Origin of the sequence: Rathayibacter sp. PhB186, assembly GCF_003751825.1 — a bacterium.
GTDB classification, from domain to species: domain Bacteria; phylum Actinomycetota; class Actinomycetes; order Actinomycetales; family Microbacteriaceae; genus Rathayibacter; species Rathayibacter festucae.
Window position 1 is genome coordinate 202,422 of the sequence record NZ_RJKO01000004.1, and the last position, 18,235, is coordinate 220,656.

The window sequence follows — 18,235 nt, forward strand, 5'->3', positions numbered from 1 at the left end:
AACCCGTCCGGGAGGGCGGGTTCAGGCCGTCGTGGCTCGGCGGCGGTGTCGAAGGGCGTCGACTCCGCCGGCGAGCGGTCAGTGGGCGGAGCGGTTGCGCCGGCGACGACGCCCGACGAGCACGCCGAGCGCGCCGAGTGCGCTGAGGATACCGGCGGTGGAGAGCGCGCCGGCCGCGTCGGACCCGGTCTTCGCGAGGTGGTTCTTCGACGCCTCGGCGGCGTTCGAGCTCTTCGTGGTGGAGCCCGTGGTGCCGGCGGCTGCGGGCACGACGGGGGCCGGGGTGGTCGGTGAGGGCTTCGGTGCCGGGGTGGGTGCCGGTGCAGGGGTGGGCGCCGGAGGGGTGGGCGTCGCCGGCGGGGTCGGGGTGGGTGCCGGCGGGGTGGGCGTGGGCGTCGGGAGGGCGAGTCGGGCGGTGACGGGTGTGCTGATCGGTTCGATCTCCTCCCCGGAGAGGTCGAGTCCGTCGACGATGTCGTCGAGCACGGTGTAGCCGTTGGTGAGGTCGGCCTGGGTGAGCTCGGTCGTGGCGGTCAGCTCGTCGGTCTCGCCGGGCTGCAGGTCGAAGAAGTTCTCCGCGGTCCTGCTGGTGATGTCGTAGACGGTGTCGGCGCGGGTGTTGGTGACCGTGATGGTCCACTCGACCTCGGTGCCGACCGCGGGGTTCTCGCCGGGCGCGAGGACGAGCTCGCCGCTGGCGGACACCTCCAGCGCGCCCTGGGAAGCCGGGGTGGGCGTCGGTGTCGGTGCGGGCGTGGGGCCCGGCGGGGTCGGAGTGGGTGCAGGCGGGGTGGGAGTGGGTGTCGGGGTGGGTGCAGGCGGGGTGGGAGTGGGTGTCGGGGTGGGTGCAGGCGGGGTCGGAGTCGGCGTGGGTGTCGGGCCGGGGAGCGCTAGTTCGCCGTTGAGGTGTGCGTAGGCCAATGCGCCGCGAGGTGTCCTCGCGTCGACGAACACATCGAGGTCGGCGTAGCCGTCCGCGAGTTGCTTCTGGTCGAGGGTGGTCGACGTGGTCACCTCGCGGGCCTGACCGGGTTCGAGGCGGAAGCCTGGTTCGGCGAAGACGGTGGCGACGTCGTCGAGGGGGACATCGCCGGTGTTCGTGACCGTGACCGTCCACGTCACCTGGGTGCCGACCTGGGGCTTCTCGCCGGGCTTGAGGACGAGCTCGCCGCGGGCGGTCGCGCTCAAGGAGGCGCTTCGCGCAGGTGTCGGGGCCGATGTCGGCGTCGGCGTCGGCGTCGGTGTGGTCGGGGTCGGTTCGGGAGTCGGGCTGGGGAGGGCGAGTCGGCCGCGGACGCGTGTGTAGACCGAGACGCCGTCGGGTGTCCTCGCGCCGGTGAACTCGTCGAGGACAGCGGAGCCCTCCGTGAGTTGCTTCTGTGTGAGGGTGGTCGACGAGGTCAGCTCGAGGGTCTGGCCGGGTTCCAGATGGCGGCCGGGTCCCGCGATCGTTCGGGCCACGTCGTCGAGAGGGACGTCGCCGGTGTTGGTCACCGTGACGGTCCACTTCACCTGGGTGCCGACCGTCGGCTTCCCGCCCGGCGGGAGGACGAGCTCGCCGACTGCGGTCGCGCTGAAAGCGGCGCCCTTCGCAGTCGCGCTCGCGATCGGCGTCGGGGTGGCCGTCGGCGCCACGGCGGCGTGGGCGGCCGTGGCCGAGCCGAGCAGCCCGACGGTCAGGGCGAGGGAGGCGGCGACGGTGAACGGGGTCCCGGCGCAGCGGCGCGGGCGGAGGGGGTCGGGACGACGGTGCACGGAGCTCCTCGGGAGGTGATGAAAGGCGAGACGACGAATGCTCGCATCCAGCCGCATCGGCCGTCGAACATCTGGCGCAGGTGAGACGGTCTGGCGTTCGCAGCGCACGCTGGCGCGGGCGATGGATCTGGGACTGATGAGCTCGGCGGTGACAGGCTGCGCGATCTTCCCGCCCGCGGTGGGGGGCGATCGTGCGGAGAGCGCAGGAACGGCCCGGGTCCGCCGAAGAAGCGGGCCCGGGCCGTGGTGGATCGCCGGTGGCGTCGAAGGGCGTCGCCGTCACCGGCGATCGGTCAGTGGCCGGCTCGGTCGGTGGCCGGACGGGTACGGCGGCGCCGGCGGCCGACGAGCACGCCGATCGCGCCGAGTACGGTGAGGATCCCGGCGGCGGACAGCACGCCCGCCGCGTCGGATCCGGTCTCGGCGAGGCGGCGCTTCGACGTCTCAGCGGCGGTCGGGCTCTTCGTGGTCGAACTCGACGAGCCCGTCGTGCCGGAAGCGGCGGGTACGACAGCGGCCGGTGCCACTGTGGCGGGTGTGCCCGGTGCGGGAGTGACCGGGGCGGATGTCGGCGTTGCCGGCACAGGGCCCGGAGGAGTGGGTGCGGGTGCCGGTGTGGTCGGAGTGGGCGTCGGCGTCGGGGGCGTCGGGGTGGAGAAGTCGAGTCGGGCGGACAGCGGGGCGATGATCTCGGCGCCCTTCGCGTTCTTTCCGGTGACGGGGACGTCGAGGACGGCGTAGCCGTTGGTGAGGTCGGTCTGGGTGAGGCCGATCGTTCCGATGAGCTTTCCGCTCCGGCCGGGCTGCAGGTCGAGGAGGCCCCCGATGACCTTGTTGAGGATGGAGTCGATGCGGACGTCGCCTGTGTTCGTGACCGTGATGGTCCACTGCACCGGGGTGCCGACCTTCGGCTTCTCGCCCGGCTTGAGCAGGAGCTCGCCGTGGGCGGTGGCCGTCAGGGCGCCCTCACCAGCTGGGACGGGCGCTGGAGTGGTCGGGGTGGGTGCCGGTGTCGTCGGAGTGGGCGCCGGCGTGGTCGGAGTCGGTGCGGGAGTCGCGCCGGGGAGGGCGAGTCGGGCGCGGAGGGGTGTGTAAACCTCCGTGCCGTCGGGTTCCGTTGCGCCGAGGGTGTCGATGCTGACGGCGTAGCCATCCGCGAGTTGCTTCTGGTCGAGGGTCGTCGAATAGACGAAGTCGCGTCCCTGGCCGGGTTCCAAGTGGATGCCGCGTCCGGCGACCACAATAGCGACGTCGTCGAGGGGGACATCACCGGTGTTCGTGACGGTGACGGTCCACTTCACCTCGGTGCCGACCTTCGGCTTCTCGCCGGGCGGGAGGACGAGCTCGCCGACTGCGGTCGCGCTGAAAGCGGCGCCCCGCGCGGGTGTCGGCGTCGGTGCCGGTGTCGTCGGGGTGGGCACAGGTGTCGTCGGAGCGGGCACAGGTGTCGTCGGTGTGGGAGTCGGCGTCGGCGTGGCCGTGGGCGTGGGCGCGGGTGCGGGCGCGGGGGTGGGGGTGGGGAGGTCGTGTCGGGCGGTGATGGGGGTGGTGATCTCGGTGTCGGTGGGGGTGAGTGCGGTGGCTTGGGTGGTGAGGAGGGCGTAGCCGTTGCTGATGATGTTCTGGGTGAGGAGGTCCTGCTCGATGAAGTCGTGCTTCTCGCCAGGCTGGAGGGTGATCAGTCCGTCGCTGAAAGTGGTGGCGACGTTGTGGAGGGGGACGTCGCCTGTATTGGTGACCGTGATGGTCCACCTCAGCGGTGTGCCGGAGGCCGGCTTCTCGCCGGGCTTGAGGACGAGCTCGCCGCGGGCGGTCGCGCTTAGGGAGGCGGAGGCGGCGGTCGCGCTCGCGGTCGGGGTCGGAGTGGCCGTCGGCGCCACGGCGGCGTGGGCGGCCGTGGCCGAGCCGAGCAGCCCGACGGTCAGGGCGAGGGAGGCGGCGACGGTGAATGGGGTGCCGGCGCAGCGGCGCGGGCGAAGGGAGTCGGGACGACGATGCACGGAGGCTCCTCAGGAGTGAATGGAAGGTGAGACGACGAATGCTCGCATCCATCCTCATCGGCCGTCGAACATCTGGCACAGACGGGACGGTCTGGCGCCCGCAGCGCACGCTGACGCGACACGGTCGACTGGCGCAGGCCGTGTCCTCCGGCAGGTGCCGGCCCGCTACAGGAAGCGCAGCGCCAGGTGCAGGTCGACGCGGTCGGCCATCGCGGAGAGGTCGCGGCCGGTGAGCGCCTCGATCCGCTGCATCCGGTAGCGGAGGGTGCTGGCGTGCAGATGCAGGCGGTCGGCGGCCTGGCGCCAGGAGCCGCCGCTCTCGAGGAAGACGCGCAGGGTCTCGACCATGTCGCTGCGGTGCTCGTCGTCGTAGCGGACGAGCGGTCCGAGGACGGTGAGCGCGAAGGCCGCGCGGGTGCGCGGGGCGACCAGCTCGAGCAGGGCGCCGCTCGAGACGGGGACCGTGTGCTCGACGATCGAGACGGGTTCGTCGGAGGAAGCGCGGCTCGCGCGCTCCCTGGCCGCGAGGAGGGAGACCCCCAGCTGTTCGACGGCGCGCGAGGCATCGCCCACGCCGATCGCGATCCGGCGCTCGTGCAGCAGCCACGGCGCCGCCTCGACCGCCGAGCGCAGCGCGGGCCCGGGCGACGACCTCTCGTCCGCGGGATCGCCGAGCAGCAGCACGGCGGCCCCGTCGAGCACCGCGCCCAGCGCCCGCGCGTGCTCGCGCTCGGCGGCCGCGCGCAGCGGCTGCAGCAGCGCCTCCGGGGGCAGCGACGGGTCGTCGGTGCGCGCGACGACCACCCGGAGCGGCGCGCCGAGGCGGAAGCCGAGCAGCCGCAGCCGCACGGCGGTCTCGGACTCGGGCAGCTCGTCGTGCAGGAGCGCCCGGAGCAGGTCGAGCAGCGGAGCGGCCGACGTGCGCTCGCGCTGGCGGGCGAGGTCGAGCCGGCCGGCGACCGCCCCCGCGAGCAGCTCGACGCCGTCCGCGGTCTCCTCCGACCAGCCGCGCTGATCGCCGGTGACGACGAGCACGCCGAGCCGCTCGCCGGCGGCGGAGAAGAGGGCCCGGCGGGAGAGCGAGCGGCCGTGCTCGGTGACCTCCCAGCGGCTGTCGGGGGAGGAGAGCGAGGCCTCCCAGGCGGCGCCGTAGTCGGCGGCCGTGGGCAGTCCGCCGGCGGAGGCGACCAGGGTGCCGGCGCGGTCGACCGCCCAGCTGCCGTGCGCGAACTCCTCGAAGAAGGCGCGCAGAGCGACCTGGACGCCCTCGCCCGAGGCGGGGTCGGCGAGCAGGCGCCGGGCGAACCGCGCCTCGCGGCCGAGCGTCGGCAGGTCGGCCTGCGCGATCACTCCGGCGACCGTCTGCGCGATGGTCTTGAACGACACGTCCGGCGCCACCGTCAGCAGGGCGATGCCGTGCCGGCGGCAGACCTCGAGCATCCCCTCCGGGAGCGAGCCGACCGCGATCAGGCCGACGACGATGGCCACGACTCCGCGATCGGCGACGCCGCCGACGAAGCGCTCGACGCTCTCCCGGCCGGAGGTCCAGAGGGCGCTCGTCAGCACCACGTCGCCGGGGGAGAGGAAGCGTCCGGGATCCGGCAGGTCGATCGTGTAGGTGCCCGAGATCGCACGGGCCAGCTGCACGTCGTCGCCGCCGACCAGGGTGAGCTGCAGCTCCGGGTGGCCGAGCAGCTCGCGGACGTTCACCCAGGTCTCCTCGTTCGTGCGGCGGACGCTCTCAGACTAGGCGGCGGGCCGAGAGCCCGGCGACGATGGTGTCGACGCCCCGCTGCGGGCCGTCGCTCTCGCGGATGTCGAGGCGGACTGGGCGTCGGCCGACCGCCTCGTGGTCGAGCTCTGAGCCGCGCCCGCCAGCGGGTCCCGCTGGAGGTGGACCCCCTTGGCGGTCGGAGCGGAGGGGCGACTGGATGGAGGGCCGAAGAGGGCCTGTGCGGACGTCCGGCGTCGACCTGCCGTCTGTCGGGGGTGTGCGTCATACTGACGGCTCATCGGTACAGAGGAGGTTCAATCATGGGTGCAGTCGCTACGACGGTGGTCGTTCCCCTCGCCGAGGAGGTTCCGCTCGCAGACGGGCGCGAATTCCTCCGGCTGCGCGTCAGTGACCGGCTCGGCATCACTCTCGGCGAGTTCTTCGACCGGGTCGATGCCGGAGAGTACGACACCACCGAGGATGCATCGATCCTCCGCCTGGTGATGGCCGTCCCCTACGCCCGATAGGCCACGGTGCCCGGCCGGACGCCCGCGGAGGCGTATCGCGCGTTCATCGAGCCTCTCGAAGCCGCGATCGCCTGCCTCGGGACTGCGAAGGTCACTCGTTCCCACGACGGCATGCGTCCTGGCGGGATCCGCGCGTGGAGTCTCAATGGAGGCAGCGGGATGGCGCTCTCCGGGGCGATGCTCTTCGAGGCGTGGGGGATCTCGATACGCCCGCTTCGCGGGCTACTCGATCAGCATGGGGATCCCACGCCGCAGGGTGATCTTCCTCAGCCGGCGGGCAGGATCACGCGGAAGCGCGCTCCGGCGGCCCCGGGCAGGCAGACCAGGTCGCCGCCGAGGGCGCGGGCGAGGCCGCGGGCGATGGGCAGGCCGAGGCCAGAGCCGCCGTCGGCGCGGTTGCGGGCGTCGTCGAGGCGGACGAGCCGGTCGAAGACGCGGTCGCGGTCGGCCTGGGGGACGCCCGGGCCGTCGTCGTCGACCGTCACGGTGACCCGGTCGTCGGCGTGCGCGAGCGTGACGTCGATCCGGGAGCGGGCGAAGCGGGCGGCGTTCTCGAGCAGGTTGCCGACGATCTGGCCGAGCCGATCGGCGTCGGCGTGCACGAGCGGCCCCGCGTCATCGCGGTGCAGGACGATCTCGGGGCCTGAGCCGCGCAGCAGCTGCCGCTCGATCGCGGCGGCCGCCACCGCGCCGGCGTCCAGCGGCCGGGCGTCGAGGGCGAGCCCCTCGTCGAGCCGCGCCATCAGCAGCATGTCCTGGATGAGCCGCCCGGCCCGCAGCGATTCGCGGACCACGTGCACCGACAGCCGCTCGCGCTCCTCCTCGGTGCCGTCGGCGCGGACCAGCGCGTCGGCGGCGGCCTGGATGCCGGCGACCGGGGTGCGCAGCTCGTGCGCCGCGTCCGAGACGAAGGCGCGCATCCGGCGCTCGGCGGCCAAGGCCGACTGCTCGGCCTGCTCGAGGTCGTCGAGCATCTCGTCGAACGCCGTGGCGGTGCGGCCGAGCTCGGTGCCCGGCCGCGAGGGGCGCAGGCGCCGGCCGCGGTCGCCGTGCGCGATGGAGCGGGCGACGGTGGTCATCCGCTCGAGCGGCCGCAGGGTCGCGCGGACCACCAGGACGAGGGCGCCGGCCGCGAGCAGGAGGAACACGGCCGAGGCGCCGAGCAGGATCCCGTTCAGCGACGCGAGGGTCGAGCCGACCGAGCCCGCCTCACTGCTGAGGGTCAGCACGGTGCCGTCGCTGAGGACGGACTGCAGGGTGATCAGCCCGTCGTCGCCGGAGACGCTGCTCGAGGCGACGGTGACGGTCGCGTCGCGGGGCGTGGGCACGGCGGCACCGGTGCTCCCGGGCGGGCTCGGCGGCTCGCCCAGCTGGTCCGCCGCTCCCGGCCCCTGACGCAGCTGCTCGGGGCTCGGGCCGGCGACGACCTCCTCGCCGTCGGGGCTCTGGATCCGCACCGCGACGCCCTGTGCCGAGAGCCGCGAGGCGAGCTCGTCGTCGGCGATCGTGCCGACGAGGGCCGCGGCGGCGGAGGCGCGGTCGGCCAGGCGCTCCTCGATCTGGTCGCGGAGGCGCTCGCCGAGTACGACCTGCACCGTCGCGGACAGCGCCAGCAGCAGCACCGCCAGAAGGGCGAGCACGGCGAGCACAGTGCGCAGGCGCAGGGAGCCGGTGCGCAGCGGGGCGGAGGCGGGGCGTGCGGAGGCGGTGCCTGCGGGGGCGGTGCCCGCGGTGTCGGCGCCTGCAGGCACGCTTATGCCTCCACCCGGTAGCCGAGCCCGCGGACGGTGTGGATGAGGCGGTCGCCGTGCGCCTCCATCTTCTTGCGGAGCGAGCTGAGGTGCACCTCGACGAGGTTCGGGTCGACGTGGTCGTAGCCCCAGACCTGGGTGAGGATCTGCGTCTTGGTCAGCGTGCGGCCGCGGCTTCCGGCGAGGAACGCGAGCAGCCGGAACTCGGTCGCGGTGAGGTCGAGGGGCTCGCCGCCGCGGCGGGCGCGTCCGGCGTCCGGGTCGACGACCAGGTCGCCGATCTCGATGATCGAGGGGACGCGGCCGCGCCGACGGAGCACCGCGGTGACCCGGGCGACCAGCTCGGCGAGCACGAACGGCTTGACCACGTAGTCGTCGACGCCCTCGTCGAAGCCGCGGAGCCGGTCGTCGACGGCGTCGCGCGCGGTCAGCATGATCACGGCCGCGTCGCTGGTGCGCCGGATCCGCTCGGCGAGCACGATGCCGCTCGGGCCGGGCAGCATCCAGTCGAGCACGACCAGGTCGGGCGCGAAGTCGGCGAGCTCGCGGGCGAGGTCCTCGCCTGTCGGCAGGGCGCGCACGGTGTAGCGCTCGCCGCGGAGGGCGGCCTCGACGGAGGAGCGGATGGCGTCGTCGTCCTCGACGAGGAGCACGCGGGCGGAAGGGAGCATGCTCCGACCGTAGGGGGCGCGGATCGGCGTCGACCGCCACTCGGCTGGGGAGCCTCTGTTCTTAAGGACCGCTTCAGATTCGGCTCGGAATCTGAAATGGAACCGGCCGCAACCGCTCCCGAACGGGAACGGCACCGGGCCGGACCGAGGAGACTCCCATGAGCAAGAACCCCGACAGCCGCACCCCCGGAACCCAGGGCTCGGGTACTGAGGGCCAGGGCTTCGGCCCGCGCCGGCCCCGGACCCGTGCCATCGCCCTCTGCATCGCGGCCGGCGCCCTCGGCTTCGCCGCGATCGGATCGACCGCCGCCTTCGCCGATTCCGCGCCCACCTCCGGCTCGACGAGCTCGAGCACGATCGAGACGACGCCGAGCGCGACGGCCAGTGCGACGCCGACCCCGGACTCCAGCGACGCGCCGACCCTCACCGGCCCGGCCTCGACCGGCCCGGCCGCCTGCGGACCCACGGGCGCCGGACTGCCGAAGCCCCCGGCGCCCGGTGCGGACGGGTCGATGCCGACCCCGCCGGCCGCGCCCGCCGACGGCGAGGCGCCGACTCCGCCCGCCGCTCCCGCGGACGGCGAGGCGCCCACGCCCCCCGCGGACGGCTCGATGCCGACCCCTCCGGCTGCCCCCGCTGACGGCGAGATCCCGACCCCGCCGGCTGCCCCGGCTGATGGCGAGGCGCCCACGTCTCCGGCCGCTCCCGCCGACGGCTCGATGCCGACCCCGCCGGCGGCTCCCGCTGACGGCGAGGCGCCCACGCCTCCCGCCGCGCCCACCGACGGCGCGACGGCGACCCCGCCCGCCGACGGAGTCCTCCCGACCCCGCCCGCCGCGCCCGCGGTCGGCGACGCCGTGACGCCGCCGACCCCGCCGGCCGCGCCCTCGGGCGACTGCGAGCTCCCGACGCCCCCGGCGGACGGCTCCGCGCCGACCCCGCCCGCGCCGCCGGCCGCCGGTGAAGCGCCCGCCGGTCCCGCGCGCCCCGGCAGCGGCCCCGCCGCCGGTGACGCTCCCGACGCCGGTGCGACCCCCTCCGCCCCCAGCGACACCGCCACCTCCGAGGAGTCGGACGCCCCCTCCGGCAGCTGACCCTCGGGCCGCACCTCCGGCTCGCGAAACGACCTCCGGCTCGTCAGAATCCACGGATTCGACGTGCCGGAGGTGTTTCCGCGTGCCGGAGGTCCGGCCACACCGACGAAGGCGCCCCCTCTTGCTGATCGAGTAGGCCGCGCAGCGGGCGTATCGAGATCCACCGGCGGCAGAAGTGGAGTCTGCAGGCCAGCCCTGCTGGGGACGGTGGGTCTCGATACGCCGCGTGCCGCGGCTACTCGACCAGCAGGGTTCCGCGGGCAGCCGGGCAGCCGGGCAGCCGGGCAGCCGGGCAGCCGGTCAGCGGGTCCAGTCGGGCTCGGGGCTCTGCTGCTGCAGCTCGGCGGCGCGGGCGCGGGTGAGGTGGACGGAGTCGCGGACGCGGGTGGGCATCGGCACGAGGTGCTCGCCGGGCTCGCGGTCGTCGTCGAGGAGGAGGCGGACGGCGAGGGCGCCCATCTCCTCGAAGGGCGCGGCGGCGGTGGTGAGCATCGGGTGCAGGTACACCGCGATGTCGTCGTCGTCGAACGAGACCACCGAGACGTCGCGCCCCACCTGGAGACCGGCCTCACCGAGCGCGCGGTAGGCGCCGAACGAGAGCCGGTCGTTCAGGCAGATCAGGGCGTGCGGCGTGACGCCTGCGGCGAGCAGGTCGCGGACCGCCTCGTAGCCGGCCTTCACCGACCACGGCAGGCAGGGCAGCTGGGCGATCGGGCGGACCCCGTGCGCGCCCAGCGACTCCCAGATGCCCTCGAGCCGGCGCTGCACGGCCAGGCTGAGCCACTCGTCGTCGGGCTGGTCGACGGAGCGGCCGACGATCACGACGCCCTCGGAGTGTCCGGCGTCGAGGAGCAGATCGACGACGTCGACCGCTCCCGCGCGCTCGTCGGCCAGCACGGCATCGGGCCGCGGACCGCCCGGGGAGCCCTCGGGATCGTCGGCGACGGCGTTCAGCATCACCACGGGCGTTCCGCCCACGCGGGCCGGCAGACGGAGGGCGTGCGGCCGGGTCGCGGCGTAGATGATGCCGTCGACCTGACGGTCGGTGAGGGCGTCGACGGCCTCGTCGAGGGCATCCGCCTCGCCCTCGGTCTCGGCGATGAAGAGCACGTGGTTCTGTCGCTTCGCCTCGCGCAGCGCCCCGCGGATGAGGCCGCTCGCGAGCCGGTCGACGGTGACCTGCTCCGAGATGAAGCCGATGATCCGCGACTTCCGCGTGCTCAGCGCCCGGGCGGTGAGGTTCGGCCGGTAGCCGAGCTCGTCGGCCGCGGCGCGCACCCGCTTCGCCGCGTCCTCGGACAGGCGCGTGCCCTGCCGGTCGTTCAGCACGAGAGAGACGGCGGTCGTCGAGACGCCGGCCTTCCGCGCGACGTCGGCCATCGTCACTCGCTGCCGCGCCATCGCGCCCCCTCCGCCGTTCCTGGTCGTCCCATCGTAGATCGATTCTGCTAAAGCGATTGACTTGGCTAGCTAAACCGCATAACTTCGCCAGTCAAGCGGTTTAGCACCGCTACTCGTTCAACGGAGAGGGATGCACATGCGGTCGACCATCGCCGAGGAGGCGCTCGGATGCTGACCCTCGAGGGCTCGTGGGTCTGGGACTTCTGGCTGGCCGACGACGGCGACGAGTTCCACGCCTTCTTCCTGCACGCACCGACCTCGCTCGGCGAGGAGGGCCGTCGCCACCGGGCCGCCCGCATCGGCCACGCCGTCTCCTCGGACCTGTCGTCCTGGACCGTGCTCGAGGGCTCGCCGTTCGCGCCGGGAGACATCGGCTCGTTCGACGAGACCGCCACCTGGACCGGGAGCGTCGTCCGCGGCGACGACGGGCTGTGGCGGATGTTCTACACCGGCTCGCGCTTCCTCCACCCCGAACCGCTCGTCGCGAACATCGAGACCATCGGAGTCGCCGTGTCCGCCGACCTGCGCAGCTGGGAGAAGCAGCCCGGCCCGGTCGTCGTCGCCGACCCGCGCTGGTACGAGACCTGGGGCACCTCCGAGTGGAAGGAGGAGGCCTGGCGCGACCCGTGGGTCTTCCGCGACCCGAGTGGCGACGGCTGGCACATGCTCGTCACGGCGCGCTCCACGGAGGGGCCGCTCGACGACCGCGGAGTGATCGGCCACGCCGTCTCGCCCGACCTCGTCAGCTGGGAGGTGCGCCCGCCGCTCTCGCGCCCGGGTGCCGGATTCGCGCACCTGGAGGTCCCGCAGCTCGAGCTCGTCGACGGGCGCTGGCTGCTGCTCTTCTCCTCGACGGAGGACTCGATGACCCCGGCACACGCGCTCGCGCACCCGCGAGCGGGTACCTGGGCGGTCGAGGTCGAGGATGCGACGCAGTGCTACGACCTCTCCGGCGCACGACCCCTGACGAAGGACTCGCTCTACTCGGGCCGCCTCGTCCGGGACCGCGCCGGCCGATGGCAGTTCCTCGCCTTCCGCACCGCCGACGAGAGCGGCGTCTTCCTCGGCGGAATCGTCGACCCGATCGCCCTCGGCTCGGCCGAGCTCGCCGCCGCCGCTCGCTAGCGGCCCCGATCCCGCCGGGGCCCGCAGGCGCGTCTCGGCCGCTACCACTCAGCCTGCACCCCGCATCCGAGGACGGATGCGGTCGCACAGCACCAAGGAGAACCATGAGGAACACACGCACCATCCGCCGCGGCGCCCTGGTCGCCGTCGCGGTCGCCACGGCGATCGCCACGATGACCGGCTGCTCGGCCGGAGGCGGTGGCGGCACGGACGCCGCCGCCGGCGACGGCACGGGAGAGATCGACGTCTGGGCCCACCAGGGCCAGGACAGCGAGAACGCCGCTCTGCAGGCCGCGGTCGACGGCTTCAACAGCTCGCAGGACGAGGTGACCGCGAAGCTGCGGATCATCTCCGGCGACACGTACACCACCACGATCACCAGCACGCCGAAGGACCAGCTCCCCGACGTGCTCGAGATCGACGGACCGACGCTCGCGAGCTTCGTCTACAACGACAAGATCACCCCGATCAGCGACTTCGTCGACCAGGCCACCCTCGACAACGCCACCCCCGGCTCCGTCGCCGAGGGCACCTCGGACGACGAGCTCTACGCGCTGGCGATGTTCGACTCCGCCATGGGCCTCTACGGGAACAAGACCCTGCTCGACGCCTCGGGGATCAGCGTGCCCACCTCGTTCGACACGGCCTGGACGGCTGATGAGTTCTCGGCCGCGCTGAAGACGCTCGCCGCGGCGAACCCTTCGGGCAAGTCCATCGACCTCAATGAGGCCAGCCTGTCGGGGGAGTGGGGCACCTACGGCTTCGCGCCCCTCATCCAGTCCGCGGGCGGCAACCTGATCGAGGACGGCAAGGCCGCCGGCGCCGTGGACTCGGACGCCAGCGTGCAGGCGCTGACCGACTTCGCGTCCTGGAAGGACTACTCCGACCCCAACTCCGACGGCAACGCGTTCGTCGACGGCCGGGTCGCGGTCGCCTGGGGCGGGCACTGGAACTACCCGACCTTCTCCGAGGCGCTCGGCGAGAACCTCGTCGCCCTGCCGCTGCCGGACTTCGGCGACGGCGCCAAGGCCGGCGCCGGCTCCTGGACCTGGGGCATCGGCTCCGGCACGAAGAACGGCGACGCGGCCGGAGCGTTCCTGGACTACCTCCTGAACGACCAGAACGTCGGCGCGATGACCACCGCCAACGGCGCCCCGCCCGCGACGAAGACCGCCTTCGCCGCCGACGCCCTCTACCAGGACGGCGGCGGGCTGGCCCTCTGGGGTCAGCAGCTCGCGAACGCCTGCGCAGCGGACGCGATCACGGACGACTGCATCGCCGTCTACCGCCCCGTCACCGCCGGCTACCCGACGATCACCGCGAAGTTCTCCGGAGCCCTCGCCGCGGTCTGGGGCGGCGCGGATCCGAAGGAGTCCCTGACCGACGCGGCCACCGCGATCGACCAGAGCTTCGCGGACAACGACGACTACAAGTAGCCGATCCGGGCGGGCGCTCGCAGCCGGGCGCCCGCCCATCCCCTCCTGCCGTCCGGCACCGACGCCGACAACCGAAGGACTCCGACCGTGGCCTCACCCGTATCGACGCCGATGCGACCCGTCGCTCTCACCCGCGCCCGACCCCGCTTCCGCTGGAAGGACACCCGCGACGGCGCCCTCATGGCCGCCCCGGCGGTCCTCGGACTGATCGCCTTCGTCGCTGTCCCGTTCGTCGCGGCGATCGTGCTCTCGCTCTACAACGTCCAGGTCGACCAGTCCCGCCCCGCGAAGTTCTGGGGCCTCACCAACTACGTCCGGCTCTTCACCGATCCGGTGATCTCGGGGGCGTTCCTGCGCTCGCTGGTCAACAACCTCGTCTTCGCGATCGTCGTGATCCCGGTGCAGACCGGCCTCGCGCTGCTGCTCGCCGTGCTGCTGAACCGCAAGCTCGCCGGCGTGCGCTTCTTCCGCACCTTCTTCTTCATGCCGGTCGTCTTCCCGATGGCCCTCGTCGCGGTCGTCTGGCGGCTCATCCTCGATCGCAGCAGCGACGGGCTGCTCAACTCCTCCGTCACCTTCCTCACCGGCGGGCTCGTCCCGGCGCACGACTGGCTCGGCTCGTCGGCGACCGCGCTCGGCTCGGTGATCCTGCTCTCGATCTGGCAGGGCGTCGGCTTCCAGATGGTGATCCTGCTCGCCGCGCTGCAGGAGATCCCGGAGGAGCGCTACGAGGCGGCCCGGCTCGACCGCGCGAACGGCTGGCAGCAGTTCGTCCACATCACGGTCCCGGGCATCCGCAACACGCTGATCTTCGTCACGCTGCTGACGACGATCCTGGCGTTCCGCGTCTACGACCAGGTCTTCATCCTGATCCGCACCGCCGGCGCCAACGAGGAGGGCACCCAGACCCTGCTCTACAACGCGACCCAGGCGATCTACAGCGAGAGCAACCTCGGGCGGGCGTCCGCCATCTCGGTGGTCCTCTTCCTGATCATCGTCGTCATCACCCTGATCCAGCGTCGGGTCCTCCGCCAAGGGAGCGAGAGTTGAGCACAGCATCGGGGCATCGCACCGCCCGCACCGTCCGCACCGTCCGCACCGCCCGCACAGCGCGCACGGCGCGCATCGTCCGCGACTACGTCGTGATGATCGCCGCCGCGGCGCTCATGTTCGCGCCGATCTACTACCTCCTGATCGGCAGCCTCAAGCCGTCGGCGGAGGTGCTCGACGGCTTCGCCGGCTTCCTGCCGACGAACCTCTCCTTCGACAACTACGCCAGCGTCTTCACGGCGCTGAGCTCGGACGCGACCGGCCACTTCTGGCAGTTCTTCGCCAACTCGTTCGTGATCTCGCTCGTGATCGTCGTGGCGGGGCTCGTCGTCAACTCTCTGGCCGGCTACGCCTTCGCCCGGCTGGAGTGGGTGGGCCGCGACAAGGTGTTCCTGCTGATCGTGCTGCTCGTCATCGTGCCGTTCGAGTCGGTCGCGATCCCGCTGATGTCCCTGCTGCAGGGGCAGCGCGACACGCTCCTCGTGCAGATGATCCCGTTCATCGCCAACGCGTTCTCGGTCTTCCTCTTCTACACGTTCTTCCTCAACGTGCCCAAGAGCATGGAGGAGGCGGCCCGGCTCGACGGCCTCGGCGCCTGGGGGACCTTCGTGCGCGTGGTCGTGCCGAACTCGCGCCCGGTCTTCGCGACCGTCGCGATCCTGACCTTCCTCTCCTCCTGGGGGCAGTACCTCTGGCCCTCGCTGGTCACCTCGGATCCGGCCGCCCGGCCCCTGCCGCTGGAGATGAGCGTGTTCTCGGCGCAGGTCCCGCCCGACTGGGGGCAGACGTTCGCCTTCGGCACGCTGCTGGTGCTGCCGGTGCTGATCGTCTTCCTGATCTTCCAGCGCTACTTCGTGCAGTCGGTCGCCGGCTCGGCCGTGAAGGGCTGACCCGCTCGCCTCGACGTCGTCGATAGTGAGTACACTCAGTAATGAGTGCGCTCGCCGAATCCGGTCGGGCCGCCGATCGTCTCCAGGAGTCCCCGTGCGCGCGTTCGTGATCGACAGGTACAAGCAGCCCCTGCACGAGACCGACGTCCCCGAGCCGGTCGTCGGTCTGCGCGACGTCCTCGTGAGGGTGGCGGCCGCGGGGCTGAACCAGCTCGACGAGAAGATCCGCCTCGGCGAGTTCACGGCGATCCTCCCGTACAAGACGCCGCTCGTCCTCGGCCACGACGTCGCCGGGACCGTCCTGCGCGTCGGGTCGGCGGTCAGCGGCTTCGCCGTCGGCGACGCGGTCTACGCCCGCCCCCGCGACCACCGCATCGGGACCTTCGCCGAGCGCATCGCGATCGACGAGGCCGACGTGGCCCTCGCCCCGTCCTCGATCGGCCTCACCGAGGCGGCCTCGCTCCCGCTGGTGGCGCTGACCGCCTGGCAGGCGCTCGTCGTGAAGGGGAAGGTCGGCCCCGGATCGAAGGTCCTCATCCATGCCGGCTCCGGCGGAGTCGGCACCGTCGCGATCCAGCTGGCCAAGCACCTCGGCGCCTTCGTCGCGACCACCGCGTCGGCGGCCCAGTCCGGCTTCCTCCACGACCTCGGCGCCGACCTGGTCATCGACTACCGCAGCCGGGACTTCGAGAAGGAGGTCTCCGGCTACGACGTCGTCCTCGACAGCCTCGGCGGCGAGAACCTCGCGAAGTCGCTGCGCGTGCTGGCTCCGGGAGGCCGGGCCGTGGGCATCTCCGGCCCGCCCGACCCCGCCTTCGCGAAGAAGAAGGGGCTGAACCCCGTCCTCCGCCTCGCGATCGCCGCCCTCAGCCTCGGGGTCCGCCGCCGCGCCCGCTCGCTGGGCGTCCACTACGAGTTCCTCTTCATGGAGTCGAGCGGCGAGCAGCTGACCCGCATCGCCGAGCTCGTCGACGCCGGCGCGATCCGCCCGGTCGTCGGTGCCACCTTCCCCTTCCACGAGACGCCCGCCGCACTCGCCTCCCTCGGAGCCTCCCGCGCCCGCGGCAAGACCGTCGTCCTCGGTCTCTGACCGCTCCTCCGACCCGCCCGCCCCTGAAGGAGCAGACATCATGAGCACCGCCGATCCCGTCATCACCTCGTACGCGCTCGCCCCCGCGACGAGCGTCACCACGCAGGGCAAGACCTTCGCCTACCGCGAGCTGGGTCCGGAGGAGGGCGTCCCCGTCGTCTTCTTCGGGCATCTCGCCGCGAATCTCGACAACTGGGACCCGCGCATCGTCGACGCGATCGCGGCGCGGCGGCACGTGATCGCCTTCGACCAGCAGGGCGTCGGAGCCTCCGGAGGCACGGTGCCGGGCACGATCGAGGAGGCCGCCGACGACGCGTACCTCTTCCTCCGGGGCCTCGGTCTCGAGAAGGTCGACGTCTTCTCGTTCTCGATGGGCGGGATGATCGCGCAGGAGCTCGTCGTGAAGCACCCCGAGCTCGTCCGCAGGCTGGTGCTCACGGGCACCGGGCCCCGCGGCGGGAAGGACATGGACAAGGTGGTGGGGGTCACCTACTACGACCTCGTCCGCTCCGTCCTCACCCGCTCGGACATCAAGGAGTTCCTCTTCTTCGAGCGCGACGCCGCCGGCAGGAAGGCCGCGAAGCAGTTCGTGGGCCGACTGAAGGAGCGCACCGCCGACCGCGACGACGCGGTCAGCACCAAGGCCTTCACGACCCAGCTGAAGGCGATCCAGCGCTTCGGCCGCTCCGCGCCGTCGGACCTGTCCGTCATCACGCAGCCGACGCTGATCGCCAACGGCGACCACGACCGCATGGTGCCGTCGGTCCTGTCCGAGGATCTGCACCGCCGGATCGCGGGGTCCGAGCTGATCATGTACCCGAACTCGGGGCACGGCGGGATCTTCCAGTACTGGGAGGAGTTCGCCCCCGTCGCGGCGGAGTTCCTGCGGCCCTGATCAGCGGCCGAGGCGGCGGACGGGCCGGGCTGTCGGTCGGGCCGGGCTGTCGGTCAGGCCGGCAGGACCGCTGCGAGCTGACCGCGGATCGCGGGGAGGATCGCCGCGACGTCGGGCTCGTCGCTCGCCGCGAGGGTGACGAAGACGACCGCGGAGACGACGCCGGCCACGGTGCTCGCGCTCGGCACACCGCCGCGCTCGAGGATCTCGGCGATCGCCTCCTCGCTCCGCCCCACGATCGAGCGCGCCTCGGCGTGGTGCGGCTCCGCCGGGTCGCCGAAGACCATCTCGCGGAGGTAGACCCGGCCGTTGCCGACGTGGGCGCGGTTGCAGGCGACGATCGGCGCGACCAGCGCGAGGACGGCGTCGAGCACGGTGGCGGCGTCCGCGGCGGCGGCACGGCCGCGCTCGAGGGCCTCGGCGTAGTGCGCGTTCTGCACGAGCAGCAGCAGCTCGCTCTTCGTCCTCGCGTAGAGGAACAGGGTGCCGGTGCCGATGTCGGCGCGCTCGGCGATCTGCTGCGTGGTGACCTCGTCGACGCCGTGCTCGGCGAACAGCTCGCTCGCGGCCGCGGTGATGCGCTCGAGCTTGGCGAGCTTGTTCCGCTCGCGGCGCCCGGCGGCGGCCGAGGGCAGCGCAGTCGACATCGGACCTCCCGGAGCTGAAGAACCGAGTGTACTCAGTTCTGCGGCGAGGGGTCCGGGCTCGATGCGCTGCGTGCTCCTGCCGAGTGGGCAGCTCGCGGAGCGGGTCGTCCATGCCGATCGAGGAGGCCGCGCAACGGGTCCTCCATGCTGATCGAGTGGGCCGCGCAGCGGCCGTATCGAGATCCACCC

The 18,235-nt window shown here is 72.8% G+C and carries 15 protein-coding genes; 8 read left to right on the forward strand and 7 right to left on the reverse strand.

From position 1 onward, the window contains the following. Nucleotides 1-78: 78 nt before the first annotated feature. From EDF45_RS21275 to EDF45_RS12730, 3 genes are all read right to left on the reverse strand, one after another. Entirely contained in the window at nucleotides 79-1,755 is a 1,677-nt protein-coding gene (locus tag EDF45_RS21275; protein WP_185020175.1) for an LPXTG cell wall anchor domain-containing protein, read from the reverse strand. Nucleotides 1,756-2,048: 293 nt separating this feature from the next. Continuing rightward, nucleotides 2,049-3,755: an LPXTG cell wall anchor domain-containing protein gene (locus tag EDF45_RS21280; protein ID WP_185020176.1), complete on the reverse strand. Its 1,707-nt coding sequence runs from the start codon at nucleotides 3,753-3,755 to the stop codon at nucleotides 2,049-2,051. Between the two features lie 165 nt (nucleotides 3,756-3,920). Beyond that, nucleotides 3,921-5,465 (reverse strand): PucR family transcriptional regulator, encoded by a 1,545-nt coding sequence (locus tag EDF45_RS12730; protein ID WP_123736407.1) that lies wholly within the window; start codon nucleotides 5,463-5,465, stop codon nucleotides 3,921-3,923. 324 nt (nucleotides 5,466-5,789) lie between these two features. On the opposite strand from EDF45_RS12730, the gene EDF45_RS12735 reads away from it, so the two are divergent. Continuing rightward, nucleotides 5,790-5,996: a hypothetical protein gene (locus tag EDF45_RS12735; RefSeq protein WP_148060277.1), complete on the forward strand. Its 207-nt coding sequence runs from the start codon at nucleotides 5,790-5,792 to the stop codon at nucleotides 5,994-5,996. Between the two features lie 266 nt (nucleotides 5,997-6,262). Here EDF45_RS12735 and EDF45_RS12740 read toward each other — a convergent pair whose 3' ends face one another. After that, nucleotides 6,263-7,747, reverse strand: a complete 1,485-nt coding sequence (locus EDF45_RS12740; protein ID WP_123736405.1) for a HAMP domain-containing sensor histidine kinase — start codon at nucleotides 7,745-7,747, stop codon at nucleotides 6,263-6,265. Between the two features lie 2 nt (nucleotides 7,748-7,749). Beyond that, nucleotides 7,750-8,418 (reverse strand): response regulator transcription factor, encoded by a 669-nt coding sequence (locus tag EDF45_RS12745; protein WP_123446969.1) that lies wholly within the window; start codon nucleotides 8,416-8,418, stop codon nucleotides 7,750-7,752. A gap of 158 nt (nucleotides 8,419-8,576) precedes the next feature. Between EDF45_RS12745 and EDF45_RS12750 the strand changes: the two genes are divergently transcribed. Next, a complete protein-coding gene (locus tag EDF45_RS12750; protein WP_123736404.1) occupies nucleotides 8,577-9,512 on the forward strand; it encodes a hypothetical protein in 936 nt (311 codons plus the stop codon). Between the two features lie 300 nt (nucleotides 9,513-9,812). Here the strand turns inward: EDF45_RS12750 and EDF45_RS12755 are convergent, their stop codons facing one another. Then, the gene (locus EDF45_RS12755; RefSeq protein ID WP_123706410.1) at nucleotides 9,813-10,913 is read right to left on the reverse strand and encodes a LacI family DNA-binding transcriptional regulator; all 1,101 of its coding nucleotides are present in this window, start codon (nucleotides 10,911-10,913) and stop codon (nucleotides 9,813-9,815) included. A gap of 168 nt (nucleotides 10,914-11,081) precedes the next feature. Between EDF45_RS12755 and EDF45_RS12760 the strand changes: the two genes are divergently transcribed. The 6 genes from EDF45_RS12760 (at nucleotide 11,082) to EDF45_RS12785 (ending at nucleotide 17,399) form a co-directional block, all read left to right on the forward strand. Continuing rightward, on the forward strand, nucleotides 11,082-12,038 hold the full coding sequence (locus EDF45_RS12760) for a glycosyl hydrolase family 32 (protein WP_123736403.1): 957 nt from the start codon (nucleotides 11,082-11,084) through the stop codon (nucleotides 12,036-12,038). 104 nt (nucleotides 12,039-12,142) lie between these two features. Continuing rightward, on the forward strand, nucleotides 12,143-13,474 hold the full coding sequence (locus EDF45_RS12765; RefSeq protein WP_123736402.1) for an extracellular solute-binding protein: 1,332 nt from the start codon (nucleotides 12,143-12,145) through the stop codon (nucleotides 13,472-13,474). A gap of 87 nt (nucleotides 13,475-13,561) precedes the next feature. Continuing rightward, nucleotides 13,562-14,524: a carbohydrate ABC transporter permease gene (locus tag EDF45_RS12770; RefSeq protein ID WP_243839986.1), complete on the forward strand. Its 963-nt coding sequence runs from the start codon at nucleotides 13,562-13,564 to the stop codon at nucleotides 14,522-14,524. Continuing rightward, on the forward strand, nucleotides 14,521-15,414 hold the full coding sequence (locus EDF45_RS12775; RefSeq protein ID WP_123736401.1) for a carbohydrate ABC transporter permease: 894 nt from the start codon (nucleotides 14,521-14,523) through the stop codon (nucleotides 15,412-15,414). The genes EDF45_RS12770 and EDF45_RS12775 overlap by 4 nt, the downstream gene beginning before the upstream one ends. A 94-nt stretch (nucleotides 15,415-15,508) precedes the next feature. Further along, nucleotides 15,509-16,504 (forward strand): NADP-dependent oxidoreductase, encoded by a 996-nt coding sequence (locus tag EDF45_RS12780; protein ID WP_123736400.1) that lies wholly within the window; start codon nucleotides 15,509-15,511, stop codon nucleotides 16,502-16,504. Between the two features lie 40 nt (nucleotides 16,505-16,544). After that, complete coding sequence (locus tag EDF45_RS12785) at nucleotides 16,545-17,399, forward strand: alpha/beta fold hydrolase (RefSeq protein ID WP_123736399.1); 855 nt, start codon at nucleotides 16,545-16,547, stop codon at nucleotides 17,397-17,399. Between the two features lie 53 nt (nucleotides 17,400-17,452). Here the strand turns inward: EDF45_RS12785 and EDF45_RS12790 are convergent, their stop codons facing one another. Next, the gene (locus tag EDF45_RS12790) at nucleotides 17,453-18,046 is read right to left on the reverse strand and encodes a TetR/AcrR family transcriptional regulator (RefSeq protein WP_123736398.1); all 594 of its coding nucleotides are present in this window, start codon (nucleotides 18,044-18,046) and stop codon (nucleotides 17,453-17,455) included. Between the last annotated feature and the right edge of the window lie 189 nt (nucleotides 18,047-18,235).